9 protein-coding genes are annotated in these 13,057 nt (G+C 67.4%); 3 read left to right on the forward strand and 6 right to left on the reverse strand.

Annotated elements, in window-relative coordinates; genetic code table 11:
• Positions 1-124: 124 nt before the first annotated feature.
• Positions 125-1,897, reverse strand: coding sequence for an ABC transporter ATP-binding protein (locus PSA7680_RS16250; protein WP_370738568.1), 1,773 nt, complete (start codon positions 1,895-1,897; stop codon positions 125-127).
• Between the two features lie 143 nt (positions 1,898-2,040).
• On the opposite strand from PSA7680_RS16250, the gene PSA7680_RS16255 reads away from it, so the two are divergent.
• A complete protein-coding gene (locus PSA7680_RS16255; RefSeq protein WP_085869740.1) occupies positions 2,041-3,246 on the forward strand; it encodes a pyridoxal-phosphate-dependent aminotransferase family protein in 1,206 nt (401 codons plus the stop codon).
• A 143-nt stretch (positions 3,247-3,389) separates the two neighbouring features.
• Here PSA7680_RS16255 and PSA7680_RS18790 read toward each other — a convergent pair whose 3' ends face one another.
• From PSA7680_RS18790 to PSA7680_RS19205, 4 genes are all read right to left on the reverse strand, one after another.
• Complete coding sequence (locus PSA7680_RS18790; RefSeq protein ID WP_176244166.1) at positions 3,390-3,566, reverse strand: hypothetical protein; 177 nt, start codon at positions 3,564-3,566, stop codon at positions 3,390-3,392.
• A 76-nt stretch (positions 3,567-3,642) separates the two neighbouring features.
• On the reverse strand, positions 3,643-4,764 hold the full coding sequence (locus PSA7680_RS16260; RefSeq protein WP_085869741.1) for a pyridoxal phosphate-dependent aminotransferase: 1,122 nt from the start codon (positions 4,762-4,764) through the stop codon (positions 3,643-3,645).
• 49 nt (positions 4,765-4,813) lie between these two features.
• The gene (locus PSA7680_RS16265) at positions 4,814-6,001 is read right to left on the reverse strand and encodes an MFS transporter (protein ID WP_085869742.1); all 1,188 of its coding nucleotides are present in this window, start codon (positions 5,999-6,001) and stop codon (positions 4,814-4,816) included.
• A 58-nt stretch (positions 6,002-6,059) separates the two neighbouring features.
• Entirely contained in the window at positions 6,060-8,957 is a 2,898-nt protein-coding gene (locus PSA7680_RS19205; RefSeq protein ID WP_085869743.1) for a valine--tRNA ligase, read from the reverse strand.
• A gap of 193 nt (positions 8,958-9,150) precedes the next feature.
• Here PSA7680_RS19205 and PSA7680_RS16275 point away from each other — a divergent pair, with 193 nt between their 5' ends.
• Both PSA7680_RS16275 and PSA7680_RS16280 read left to right on the forward strand, forming a co-directional pair.
• Positions 9,151-11,454 (forward strand): xanthine dehydrogenase family protein molybdopterin-binding subunit, encoded by a 2,304-nt coding sequence (locus tag PSA7680_RS16275; protein WP_085869744.1) that lies wholly within the window; start codon positions 9,151-9,153, stop codon positions 11,452-11,454.
• Entirely contained in the window at positions 11,441-12,502 is a 1,062-nt protein-coding gene (locus PSA7680_RS16280) for a T6SS phospholipase effector Tle1-like catalytic domain-containing protein (protein WP_085869745.1), read from the forward strand. Before PSA7680_RS16275 ends, PSA7680_RS16280 begins: the two co-directional genes overlap by 14 nt.
• Here the strand turns inward: PSA7680_RS16280 and PSA7680_RS16285 are convergent.
• The gene (locus PSA7680_RS16285) at positions 12,494-12,994 is read right to left on the reverse strand and encodes a PaaI family thioesterase (protein ID WP_085869746.1); all 501 of its coding nucleotides are present in this window, start codon (positions 12,992-12,994) and stop codon (positions 12,494-12,496) included. The genes PSA7680_RS16280 and PSA7680_RS16285 overlap by 9 nt on opposite strands.
• Between the last annotated feature and the right edge of the window lie 63 nt (positions 12,995-13,057).

A 13,057-nucleotide genomic window follows, 5' to 3' on the forward strand; every position in this document is an offset into this window, starting at 1 on the left:
ACAGCGGCGAGATCACCGCCCATTCCGCATCGCTCACATCGTGTCTGCCCGTCATGCTCACCTCCGTTTCCGAAAGTGAATCATCACACCGCCAAAAACGGAATCCCGTTTATGAGTTCACGACCTAGCGGTTTTCCTCGGTGCGGAACTGCAGGCGGTAGAGATCGGCATAGATGCCGCCACGGGCCAGAAGCTCGTCATGGGTGCCTTCGTCCACCACGCGGCCCTGATCCATCACCACGATCTTGTCGGCCTCGCGGATGGTGGAGAGCCGGTGCGCGATGACAAGCGTCGTGCGGCCCTCGGAGAGCGTTTCCAGCGCCTTCTGCACCTGGATCTCGGATTGGGCGTCCAGTGCCGAGGTGGCCTCGTCCAGCAGCAGGATCGGCGCGTTGCGCACCAGCGCCCGCGCGATGGCCACGCGCTGGCGCTGTCCGCCCGAAAGCGCCGAGCCCCGCGGCCCGGCATGGGTTTCGACGCCCTCCGGCAGCTTGGAAAGGAACTCGCTCACGCTGGCCGCATCGAGCGCGGCGCGCAGGTCGGCCTCGTCGATGTCCTCGCGGCCCAGGGTGATGTTTTCGCGGATGGTTTCATCGAAGAGCAGCGCGTCCTGCGTCACCACCGAGAACTGGCTGCGCAGATCGCCCAGGGCGTAGTCCGCCACCGGGGTGCCCCCGATGGTGACCCGCCCGGAGGCGGGATCGACGATGCGCGTGAGAACGTTGAAGACGGTGGATTTTCCCGCGCCCGAGGCCCCCACGAGCGCCGTCGTCTTGCCGGCCTCGGCGGTGAAGCTGGCCCCGCGCAGCACCTCCACGTCACCATAGGAGAGGCGCACGTCTTCGAGCTGGATCCGGGTGTTGGCCAGCGGCAGCGGCTTGGCCGCCCTGGCCGGAGAGAGGATCGTCGGCTTTTCGTCGAACAGGCGGTAGAGCCGTTCGAGGCTGGCCGCGGCCACCTGCCAGGTGCCGGCGATGGAGCCGAGGCGGCGCAGGGGCTGGAAGGTCAGGGCCATGGCGGTGAAGAAGCTCATGAATTCGCCGACGCTCTTTTCGCCAGAGATGATCTCCTGCCCGCCGACCATCAGCACGCCGAAGAAGCCCACGCCGGTCACGATGTCGATCATGGCCGGGATCAGCGCGCGCATCGCCGCGGTGCGCACCTCGACGCGCACGATGCGGTACACGATGCGATCGAAGCGGTTGGCCTGGTAGTCCTCCATCCGGTTCAGCTTGATCGGGTTGATGCCGTGGAAGATCTCGTCCAGCCGGGTGGAGCGTAGGCTGGCCTGCTCGCGGGCCTGCCGGGCCTTCTTGCGGATGTAGCGTTGCAGGTAGGCGCTGGGCAGCACGAGGATCGGCGTGGCGATCAGGGCCAGCAGCGTCCAGAACCAATCGATCGAGATGGCCACCACGAAGAGCGACACGAGCGAAACCATGTCGCGCCCCACGCCCGAGATCAGCACCGACCAGACCCCCTGCACGGCGACGGTATCGCCCTGGACGCGCTCCATCAGCGCGCCCGGCGGGTTCTTCTGGAAGAAGGTGCTGTCGAGCCGCATCAGGTGCTTCACCAGATCGCTCTGCATCTCGGTCGAGGTGGCCTGAGCCACCCGTGTCAGGATGGTTTTCTGAAGGATGTTGGTGATCGCGCGCACGAGGAAGAGGCCGAGGATGGCGCCGCCCACCCACCAGAGCGCATCCTCCCGGCCGCCGACGAAGACGAGATCGAACATCGGCTGCAGCATGTAGCTCAGGATGCCGAGCGTGCTGCCCTCCATCACCATGAAGAGGGCGGCCAGCAGCATCCACCAGATGTGTTTGCGCAGGTAGCCCCGCCAGAGCCGGGACAGCAGCGCGCGGGAAGCATAGGGTTCGTGGGAAGTGGTTTCGGCCAAGAGGGCTCATCCTTGTCTGGGCGTCGTCTTTCCCTTAGCGGCAATGGCGGGGGCAGGCAAGGCGGCCCCGTCGGCGCGGCCCCCCGATTGACGCCGCATTCCAGAGGCGTAAGGTGCCCCGGACTTCAAGCAGAGGATCCGTGATGAACCTGTCTTCCGGCCGCCATTACCTCGCCATTCCGGGCCCCTCCGTCATGCCGGAGCGCGTGCTGCAGGCCATGCACCGGCCGGCGCCCAACATCTATACCGGCGAACTGGTGGAGATGGTGGCGGGAATGATCCCGGATCTTCAGGCGGTGGCACGCACGCGGCACAAGGTGGCGATCTACATCGCCAATGGCCACGGCGTCTGGGAGGCCGCGCTCGCCAACGTCGTGAACCGCGGCGAGAAGGTGCTGGTGCTGGCCACGGGGCGCTTCGGCCACGGCTGGGGCGAGATGGCGCGCGCCATGGGCATCGACGTGGAGGTGATGGATTTCGGCAAACGCGCGACGTTTGATCTCGACGCGGTGGAGGCCCGCCTGCGGGCCGATGCCGCCGGCGAGATCCGCGCGGTGCTGGCGGTGCAGGTGGACACCTCCACCTCGGTGCGCAACGACATCGCCGGCCTGCGCAAGGCGATGGACGCCTCGGGGCATCCGGCGCTGCTGATGGCCGATTGCATGGCAAGCCTCGGCTGCGACGTGTTCGAGATGGATGCCTGGGGCGTGGACGTGATGCTGGCCGGCTGCCAGAAGGGGCTGATGACCCCGCCGGGCATGGCCTTCGTCTTCTTCAACGAGAAGGCGGCGCAGGCCCGCAAGCGGGTAGAGATCGTCTCTTCCTACTGGGATTGGACACAGCGGGCCGATCCGGCGGAATTCTACCAGTATTTCTGCGGCACCGCCCCGACGCACCACCTGTATGGCCTGCGCGAGGCGCTCACGATGATCGTGCACGAAGAAGGTATCGAGAACGTCTGGGCACGGCACGCGGTGCTCGCCCGCGCGATCTGGGCGGCGCTGGAACATTGGGGGCAGGATGGCCCGATCGAGATGAACATCGCCGATCCGGCCCTGCGCAGCCATGCGGTGACGGCGGTGCGGATGGGCACGCCCTCGGGCACGGATCTGCGCAACTGGATGTCGCGGAATGCGGGTGTCACGCTTGGGATCGGGCTGGGCATGGCCGACCCGAAGGATCCGGCGTGGCACGGCTTCTTCCGCATCGGCCACATGGGCCATGTGAACAGCCACATGGTGCTGGGCGTGCTCGGCTCCATCGAAACCGGCCTGCGCGCGCTCGACATCCCCCACGGCAAGGGCGCGCTGGACGCAGCCACGCGGGTCCTGGCGGAAGCGCCGATCTGAAGCAGGTTTCCTTTTGAGTAGCTTGGGAACGCTCGGCGGCACGCCGGGCAGTTCCTGCCCGATGGGGGCGGTCAGGCGCAGCCCTTTTGTGGCAGTCTGGTGCTTGGAAAACTGGTTGTAGATCTTTCCAGGCGGTCTGGCATTCACGCGCGGGCGCGGCGCCAGTCCAGAAGCTTGTTCATCGCCCAGGAAATCGCCAGCGCGGCCAGCAGGCCGAGCCAGGCCCAGATCACCAGCAGCGTGGAAAACAGCAGCACTCCCGCCGAAACGAGAAACGGCGTCGTGTAGTTCTCCACGGGTTTGACGGGGTGCTCCCGCATCGAAACGAGCCTCCGATTGCTACGATGACAACTCTAGCGCAGCGGGGCTTCCCGGGAAGTCACTTTTGCGCGGGCGCTATGCCTCGGCGGCCTTCAGCGCCTGCGGAAGCGCCTCGGCAACCTTGGCCAGGTCCTGCCGGCGGCCCGCTGAAATCCGGATGCAGCGATCCTGAGGGGCCACGAAAGGCATCCGCACGAAAATATCCCGCGCGATCAGTTCCGCGAGCACCCGGCGGGCGTAATCCCCGTCCTTCCCGCAGTCCACGGTCACGAAATTCGTGGCGCTGGGCAGGGCAGTGAGCCCGTTGTCGGCGGCGATCCTGCCGATCTCACTGCGGGCAGCTTCAACCTCCGAAACCACCTCTTGCAGATGGCGCTGGTCTGCCAGCGCCGCCAGCGCGCCGGCCTGGGCGATGCGGTTGACGCCGAAGTGGTTGCGGATCTTGTTGAAGGCGCCGGCCAGTTCGGGTGCGCAGATCGCATAGCCCACCCGCGCGCCGGCCATGCCGTAGGCCTTGGAGAAGGTGCGCATCCGGATCACGCGGGGATCCTCCGGCGCAAGGGGCGGGGCGGTGCCCTCGGGGGCGAATTCAACGTAGGCTTCATCCAGCACGAGGAGGCAGCCGTCGGGCAGGGTCTCGATCATGGCGCGGATGGTTTCGGCCGGGTGCCACGTGCCCATCGGGTTGTCCGGGTTGGCGAGGTAGAGAAGTTTCGCGCCCGTTTCCCGCGCCTTGGCAAGGAGCGCCTCGGGATCTTCGTGATCGCTCCGGTAGGGCACCGTGTGCAGCGCGCCGCCGAAACCCGCGACGTGGAAGTTGAACGTGGGGTAGGCGCCGGCGGAGGTCACCACCGGGTCGCCTGCGCCGATGAAGAGGCGCACGAGATAGCCCAGGAGCCCGTCGATGCCTTCGCCGACGACGATGTTTTCGGGGGCGATGCCGTGATGGGCGGCCAGCGCGGCCTTCAGATCGTGGTTTTCCGGATCGCCGTACATCCACGCCTCGGCCGCCGCCGCGGCCATGGCGGCGATCGCCTTGGGCGACGGGCCGAAGAGGCTTTCATTCGCGCCGAGCCTCGCCGCGAAGGGGCGCCCGCGCGCGCGCTCCTGCGTTTCCGGCCCCACGAAAGGCACGGTGGCGGGCAGGCTGTCCACGAGGGGCGTGAAGGCGGGCGGGGTCTGGCGCGGTGATGTCATGGCGGCAGAAAACTGAAACGCGGGCCCCGGTGCAAGAGCGAAAGGATGCTCAGCCCGTCGGCCCGGGGCGCAGGAAGCGGTAGCAGGCCAGCCCGATCAGGCCCGCCAGCAGCATCGACAGGCTGATGGCGCGGTGGCTTCCATCATAAAGCAGCGTCGCGCCGACGGCCCCGCCGGCACCGATCGTCATCTGGATGGTGCCCAGCAGCGAAGAGGCGAAGCCGGGGGTGTCCCCGGCAGGCTCCAGCGCCGAGGAGATCGACAGCGGAAAGACCATCCCGAAGGCGTAGACGTAGAAACAGACCGCCAGCCAGAACAGGGGCAGGGGCGGCGCAAACAGCGTCAGCACGCCGTTCACCGCGGCGGCGGCGGCCAGCACGATCACGGCGAGCCGCAGCCCGTCCGGGAGGGACCGGCCTTTCAGATATCTGTTCACGGTGACGGCGCCGAACAGGTTGGCCAGCGCCGCAATTGCAAAAATCGAACCAAACGCCGCCGGCGATACGCCATAGGCCTCTTCGGTGATCACGGCCCCCATCGAGAGGATCGAGGCATAGCCGGCAAAGGTGAAACCGCCCAGCAGCATCGGTTGCAGAAACGCGCGCATGCCCAGCAGGCGCCGGCCGGCGGAGCCCACGAAGCCGAAGGAAAAGCGTTCGGGCCGGCGCTGCCCCGTCTCTTCGAGCGCAAACAGGCCGTAGGCGAGGAAGGCCAGGCCCATCAGTCCCAGCCCGATGAACATGGCGGGCCAGTCGAAGAGCACGAGCAGGCCGGAGCCGAGAACCGGCGCGATCATCGTGCCGGCGGTGAGGATCGCGGCGAGGATGCTCATCAGCTGCCCCGCCTCGCTGCCCCTGGCCACGTCGCGCACCATGGCGCGGGCGATCACCGGGGTGCCCGCCATCAGCCCCTGCAGCACGCGCAGGGCGATGAGGGTTTTGAAATCGGGGGCCCAGGCGCAGGCGAAACTCGCCGCCGAAAAGCCGACGAGCGACACCACCAGCGCGCGCCGGCGCCCGTAGGCATCCGAGAACAGGCCCCAGAACATCTGCCCCACGGCATAGGCCAGGAAGTAGGCCGCCACGAGCAGGGCGCCGAGCCGCTCCTCGACCGCGAATTCGCGGGCCACGACGCCCGTCGCCGGCAGGATGATGTCGGTGGTGACGGCGGAGAGCGCGGTGATGCCGCCCAGGAACAGCAGGGCATCGAAACGGCTGAAGGCGTGTTTGGCGGCCATGGGGCAAATCCTTGCGGCGGAAGGAAAAAGGGCGCCCCGTGGGGCGCCCGATCAGGCCTTAGCCGATTTCGGCGAGCCGCGCCAGCGCGGCCCTCAGCTTGGCCTCTTCGCCTTCCTTCTCGGCGAGAAGCGCCCGGCTCTCCTCGACCACCTCTTCCGGGGCCGAAGCCACGAATTTCGGGTTGTTCAGCCGCCCGCGCAGGCCGCCCATCTCCTTGGCGAGCTTGCCCAGTGTCTTTTCGAGCCGGGCCTTTTCCTCGGCCACGTCGATGATGTCGGCCAGCGGCAGGCAGAAGGTGCCGCCCGGCACGGCGATCGTCACCGCGCCTTTCGGGGCTTCGGCGGCCTCGCTCAGCGCTTCGATGCGGCCCAGCTTCAGGATCAGGGCCGCGTTGCGCGCCCAGGCGCCCTTGCCGGCTTCGTCGAGTTCCAGCTGCACCATCGGGATCTTGGCGCCCGCGGGCACGTGCATCTCGGCGCGGGTGGAGCGGATGCTCTCGATCAGGCCCACGACCCAGTTCATCTCGCGGTCGGCATCGGCATCCACCAGCTCCGTGCCGTAGGTCGGCCAGGGCGCGTGCACCAGCATCGTGGCGCGCTCCTGCGAGATCGCGCCCCAGAGCTCTTCGGTGATGAAGGGCATGATCGGGTGCAGCAGGATCAGGCATTGATCGATCACCCAGGCCATGGTGGCGCGGGTTTCGGCCACGATGGCCTCGTCCTCGCTGTTCAGGAGCGGCTTGGCGAATTCCACGTACCAGTCGCACACCACGTTCCACACGTAGGCATAGAGCCCGGTGGCGGCGTCGTTGAAACGGTAGCCGGTGAGCGCTTCGTCGGTGGCGATGCGCGCCTTGGCGGTTTCACCGATGATCCATTTGTTCACCGTCTGCCGCACAGAGGTCGGATCGAAATCCGCGCTGGGCACGCATTGGTTCATCTCGGCGAAGCGCGCGGCGTTCCAGAGCTTGGTGCCGAAGTTGCGATAGCCGGCGATGCGCTGGGTATCGAGCTTCAGCGCGCCGCCCATGGAGGCCATGGCCGCATTGGTGAAGCGCAGCGCGTCGGCACCGTATTCCTCGATCAGCTCCAGCGGGTCGATCACGTTGCCGGTGGATTTGGACATCTTCTTGCCCTTGGCATCGCGCACGAGGCCGTGGAGGTAGACATCGTGGAACGGGATCTGATCGACGACGGCCAACTGCATCATCATCATCCGGGCGACCCAGAAGAAGAGGATGTCTTGCCCCGTCACCAGCACGGAGGTGGGGAAGTATTTCTCCAGCGCCTCCGTCTGCTCGGGCCAGCCGAGCGTGCCGATCGGCCAGAGGCCGGAGGAGAACCAGGTGTCCAGCACGTCGGGATCGCGGGTGAGCGCCACGCCCTCGCCGGCCTTCGCCTGCGCCTCGGCCTCGGTGGCCGCGCAATACTGGTTGCCTTCGGCATCGAACCACACCGGGATCTGGTGCCCCCACCAGAGCTGGCGGGAGATGCACCAGGGCTCGATGTTCTCCAGCCAGTGGTAATAGGTCTTCTCGCCGCTCTCGGGCATGATCTTCACGGTGCCGTTCTTCACCGCGTCCAGCGCCGGGCCGACGATCTTGGCGGTGTCCACGAACCACTGGTCGGTGAGCATCGGCTCGATCACCACCTTGGAGCGATCGCCGAAGGGCTGCATGATCGGCTTGTTCTCCACGAGCGGCACGGAGACCTCGATCTCGTATGCCGTCTTCTGCTTGAAAAAAAAAATCGTCATCACCGCGAGCCCTTCCGCGGTGATCTGTTCGACCACCCGCTTGCGGGCCTCGAAGCGATCCAGCCCGCGCAGATCGTCCGGCACGAGGTTGATCGCATCGACCTCGTTTTCGGTGAACGCCGCGCCCCGGGCGTGGGCCTGGGCCTTGGCGGCCTCCTCGGCGTAGGGCGCCCCGTCGGAGCGCATAGCGCCCTTGGTGTCCATCAGGCGATACATCGGGATGCCGGCGCGCTTGGCGACCTGGTAGTCGTTGAAGTCATGGGCGCCGGTGATCTTCACCGCGCCGGAGCCGAAATCGGGATCCGGGTATTCATCGGTGATGATCGGGATCAGGCGGCGGTGCTCCTTCGGGCCCACGGGGATTTCGCAGAGCTTGCCCACGATCGGCGCATAGCGTTCATCGTCGGGGTGCACGGCCACGGCGCCGTCGCCCAGCATGGTTTCGGGGCGCGTGGTGGCGATGGAGATGTAGTCGCGTTCCTCCTCCAGCACCACGTTGCCGTCCTCGTCTTTCTCGACGTAGGTGTAGGTCACGCCGTCGGCGAGCGGATACTTGAAGTGCCACATGTGGCCGGCGACCTCGATGTTCTCCACTTCGAGATCGGAAATCGCGGTTTCGAAATGGGGATCCCAGTTCACCAGCCGCTTGCCGCGGTAGATCAGGCCCTTTTCGTACATGTCGACGAAGACCTTGATCACCGCGTCGTGGAAGTTGCCCCCGGCCTCATCGGCGGGCGCGCCGGGGGCGCCGGACATGGTGAAGGCGGTGCGATCCCAATCGCAGGAGGCCCCGAGCCGCTTGAGCTGGTTGATGATGGTGCCGCCGGACTGCGCCTTCCACTCCCAGACCTTCTCGAGAAACGCTTCGCGGCCCAGTTCGGCGCGGGAAGGCTGCTGGTTCCTGGCCAGTTCACGCTCCACCACCATCTGAGTGGCGATGCCGGCGTGATCGGTGCCGGGCTGCCAGAGCGTGTCGTAACCCTGCATCCGTTTCCAGCGGATCAGGATGTCCTGCAGGGTGTTGTTGAACGCATGGCCCATGTGCAGCACGCCCGTCACGTTCGGGGGCGGGATCATGATCGAGAAGGTCTCCGCGCCGGGCTTGGCGTTGGCGCCTGCGGCGAAGGCTTTCGCCTCTTCCCATTTTTCATAGATCCGGGCCTCGGCGGCGCCGGCGTCGAAGGTTTTTTCCATGGCCATTTCGGGTGGTCCCACGTGTTTTTTCTCGCGTCCCGGGTTCTCTACAGAAAGCGGGCTGCGAGGGAAAGAGGCAGCAGGGCCGCGCGGGCCGGCGGGGCCGGGGCCGCGGTGGCCGATCCGCGGCCATCCGCTCTGGACACCGCGGGCAAGGGGGTTACAGTTCGCCGGAACGGCGCAAGCAGGGAGAGCCCCGATGGACAAGTTCGGCAAGAGCCAGCCCGTGAAGCGGGTGGAAGACACGCGGTTTCTCAAGGGCACGGGCCGCTACGTGGGCGACCTTGCCCCCGCCGGCGCGCTGCACGCCTTCTTCCTGCGCTCGCCCGTGGCCCACGCCGAGATCACAGCGCTTGATCTGGAGGAGGCCCGCAACGCGCCCGGCGTGCATCTGGTGCTCTGCGCGCAGGATCTTCTGGACGCCGGCGTGAAGCTCGGCATGGACGGCCATCTCGTGCGCAACCGGGACGGCTCCAAGGGCGCCGACCCGGAGCGCCCGATCCTCGCGCACGGCCGGGTGCGCTTCGTGGGCGAGGCGATCGCCGCGGTGATCGCGGAAACGCCCGAACAGGCCAAGGATGCCGCCGAGCTGATCGGCTTCGACTTCGACGAGCTGGACGTGCATGTCGAGCCCCGCCCCGGCGGGGCGCAGATCCACCCCGAGGCGCCCGACAACATCGCCTTCGACTGGGGCCTCGGCGACGAAGACGGGACGGCCGCCGCCCTCGCCGGCGCGGCCCATCACCTGACCTACGAGATCGGTGACAACCGGGTCATCGCCAACGCGATGGAACCGCGCGGCTGCTTCGCGGAGTTCGACGGCAAGCGCCTGCATTTTTGCGTGAACGGGCAGGGGGTCTGGGGGCCGAAGAAGGATCTCGCGGCGCACCTCGGCATGCGCCCCGACGACATCCGCGTCACCAACCCCGACGTGGGCGGCGGCTTCGGCATGAAGGCCTTCATGTATCCGGAGTATTTCGTCACCGCCCATGCCGCGCGGGTGCTGGGAAAACCCGTGCGCTGGATCTCCGACCGCACCGAGGCGATGCTGAGCGACAATGCCGGGCGCGACCTGGTGACCGTCTGCGAACTGGGCTTCGACGAGAACCACCGGCTGCTGGCCTACCGCGTGCGCTCGACCTGCAACCTCGGCGCCTACAACTCCGGCTTCGCGCAGGCGATCCAGACGGAGCTTTTCGCCAAGGTGCTCATGGGCACCTACGACGTGCAGGACACCTACCTGCACGTGCAGGGCGTCTATACCAACACCACGCAGGTGGACGCCTACCGTGGCGCGGGCCGGCCCGAGGCGATCTATGCGCTGGAGCGGGCGATGGACTACGCCGCCGCCGATCTGGGCGAAGATCCCTGGGCGCTGCGCCGCAAGAATTTCATCAAGCCCTCGGCCTTCCCCTACACCAGCTCCACCGGCGAGATCTACGACGTGGGCGATTTCGAGCGGGTGCTCGATCGCGTCGAGGCCGAATGCGACCGTGCCGGCTTTGCCGCCCGCCGCGCGGCCTCGGAGGCCGCCGGCAAGCTGCGGGGGCTCGGGCTCTGCTACTACATCGAATCCATCCTCGGCGATCCGCAGGAAACGGCCCGGGTGGATTTCGAGGAGGACGGCACCGCCACGATCTACGTGGGCACGCAGTCCAACGGGCAGGGGCATGAAACCGCCTTCACCCGTTTCCTCGCGGATCACACCGGCATTCCGCCCGAGAAGATCAACTTCGTGCAGGGCGACAGCGACCGCATCGCCAAGGGCGGCGGCACCGGCGGATCGCGCTCCGGCACGACGCAGGCCACGGCCACGCTTGGCGCGGTGTCCAAGATGATCGAGGCCTTCACGCCCTTCCTCGCCGAGGCCTTCGACGTTCCGCCGGAGGCGATCTCCTTCGACGACGAGAAATTCCGCGCCAAGGGCACCAACCAGACCTGCACCATGCTGGAAGCCGCCGAGATGGCCCGCGCCGCCGGGCGCAGCGATCTGCTCAGCCATTCCGCCACCACCGAGCTTCCGGGGCGCTCCTTCCCCAACGGCGCCCATGTGGCGGAGGTGGAGGTGGATCCCGATACCGGGCTCGTGCAGGTGGTTCGCTACACGGTGACCGATGATTTCGGCAATCTTCTCAATCCGATGATCGTGGAGGGCCAGGTGCATGGCGGCGTGGCGCAGGGGCTGGGCCAGGCGCTCACGGAACATGTCGTCTACGACGAGACGGGCCAGCTGCTCACGGCAACGTTCATGGACTACGGCATGCCCCGCGCGCAGGATGTGCCCATGGTCGGCTTCACCACCGAAGGCGTGCCCTCCACGGCCAACGTGCTGGGCATGAAGGGCTGCGGCGAGGCCGGCACCGTCGGCTCCATGGCCGCCGTCGCCAACGCGGTGATGGACGCGCTGCGCTGCGCCGGCGTGCGGCGGGCGGACATGCCCTTCACGCCGCACCGCGTCTGGCAGATGCTGAACGAGGAGAAAGGCGAGATTGCGGCTGCGTGATCGCATCCGGCGCTGGCTCGGGCTGGCGCCACCCGTCCGGCAGGCCCCCCTGCGCAAGGCGCGGGGGCCCGTCGATCACGTGATCATCATCGACGGCACCATGTCTTCGCTGGAGCCGGGCTGCGAAAGCAACGCCGGGCTGACCTACAAGCTGCTGGCCAGCCTGCCGCCCGATCCCGGCCTCTCGCTCTACTACGATTCCGGGATTCAATGGGTCAACTGGCGCTCCACCAGCGACGTGATCCAGGGCAGGGGCACCAACCGCAAGATCCGCCGCGCCTACGGCTTTCTCGCCTCACGCTACCGTCCGGGGGATCGCATCTTCCTGCTCGGCTACTCGCGCGGCGCCTACGCGGTGCGCTCGCTGGCCGGGATCATCGACAGGATCGGCCTGCTCACCCCGCAGTTCGCCACCGTGCGCCACATCCGCCAGGCCTACCGCCACTACGAACGCGCCCCGGAGTCCGACGCCGCCCGCGTCTTCTCGCGGCTCTACTGCCACCCCCACGTCGAGATCGAGATGGTCGGGGTCTGGGATACGGTGAAGGCGCTGGGCCTGCGCGTGCCGCTCCTTTGGCGGCTCACCGAGAAGCAGCATGCCTTCCACAACCACCAGCTCGGCGCCAGCATCCGCCACGGCTACCAGGCGCTGGCCATGGACGAAACCCGCGAGGCCTTCGCCCCGGTGCTCTGGGAGTGCCCGCCGGGTTTTGCCGGCGACGTGGAGCAGGTGTGGTTCCGCGGGGCCCACGGCGACGTGGGCGGGCAGCTCGGCGGTTTCACCGCGGCGCGCCCGCTGTCCAACATCCCGCTGGTCTGGATGCTGGAGAAGCTTGAAGCCTGCGGCGTCGCCCTGCCGGAGGACTGGCGCGCCCGGTTTCCCTGCGATCCCGATGCGCCCTCGGTGGGGATGAACCGGGGCTGGGGCAAGCTGTTCCTGGCGCGCAGGAAGCGCACGATCGGGCAGGACGTGTCCGAAAGCGTTCACCCGACGGCACGGGCGCATCTGCCCAAGGCCAAGGCCAAGGTCGTGCTGACCTCACCCTGAGGGGCGCGGCCCGTTCAGCACGATGCAGGTTGTGGAGGCGGTGGCGTAGAGCCGGCCGTCCTGCACGCCGCGGATCTCGCCGCTGGCCACCCCGGTGGAGCGGCCCGCGTGCTGGCAGATGCCGATGGCATCGACTTCCATGCCGAGCGGTATGCTCCTGATGATGTTCACTTTCAGCTCGAGCGTGGTGTAGCCGGAGCCCTTGGGCAGCCGGCTCTGCACGGCGCAGGCCACGCAGCTGTCGAGGATCGTGGCATACCAGCCGCCGTGGGTGGTGCCCAGCGGGTTGAAGGCGTCAAAGAGCGGGGCGCCGCGGAACACGACGCGCCCTTCCTCCACTTCCCGCAGCCGGTAGTTCAGCGTTTTCGAGATGGGGGGTGCCGGGTAGCGGCCTTCGAGAATGCCGCGCAGGAATGCGACCCCGGGCATTGAAAGCATCTGTTCCGGGGTCAGCAGATCGTCCGGGGATGTGGCGTGAAATGGCTCGGGCATGGCTCCTCCTGCCTGCCGGAGCCTAGGCGGCTGGACCGATCGGTTCAATCGGCCATGCGCCGC

It is taken from the genome of Pseudoruegeria aquimaris, from assembly GCF_900172235.1.
Taxonomy (GTDB): Bacteria; Pseudomonadota; Alphaproteobacteria; order Rhodobacterales; family Rhodobacteraceae; genus Pseudoruegeria; species Pseudoruegeria aquimaris.

Bases quoted from the DNA above. Each gene is read 5' to 3' on its own strand.
- PSA7680_RS18790 (WP_176244166.1), bottom strand. From the start codon at position 3,566: ATGCGGGAGCACCCCGTCAAACCCGTGGAGAACTACACGACGCCGTTT.
- PSA7680_RS19205 (WP_085869743.1), bottom strand. From the start codon at position 8,957: ATGGCCATGGAAAAAACCTTCGACGCCGGCGCCGCCGAGGCCCGGATC.
- PSA7680_RS16285 (WP_085869746.1), bottom strand. From the start codon at position 12,994: ATGCCCGAGCCATTTCACGCCACATCCCCGGACGATCTGCTGACCCCG.
- PSA7680_RS16265 (WP_085869742.1), bottom strand. From the start codon at position 6,001: ATGGCCGCCAAACACGCCTTCAGCCGTTTCGATGCCCTGCTGTTCCTG.
- PSA7680_RS16255 (WP_085869740.1), top strand. From the start codon at position 2,041: ATGAACCTGTCTTCCGGCCGCCATTACCTCGCCATTCCGGGCCCCTCC.
- PSA7680_RS16275 (WP_085869744.1), top strand. From the start codon at position 9,151: ATGGACAAGTTCGGCAAGAGCCAGCCCGTGAAGCGGGTGGAAGACACG.
- PSA7680_RS16260 (WP_085869741.1), bottom strand. From the start codon at position 4,764: ATGACATCACCGCGCCAGACCCCGCCCGCCTTCACGCCCCTCGTGGAC.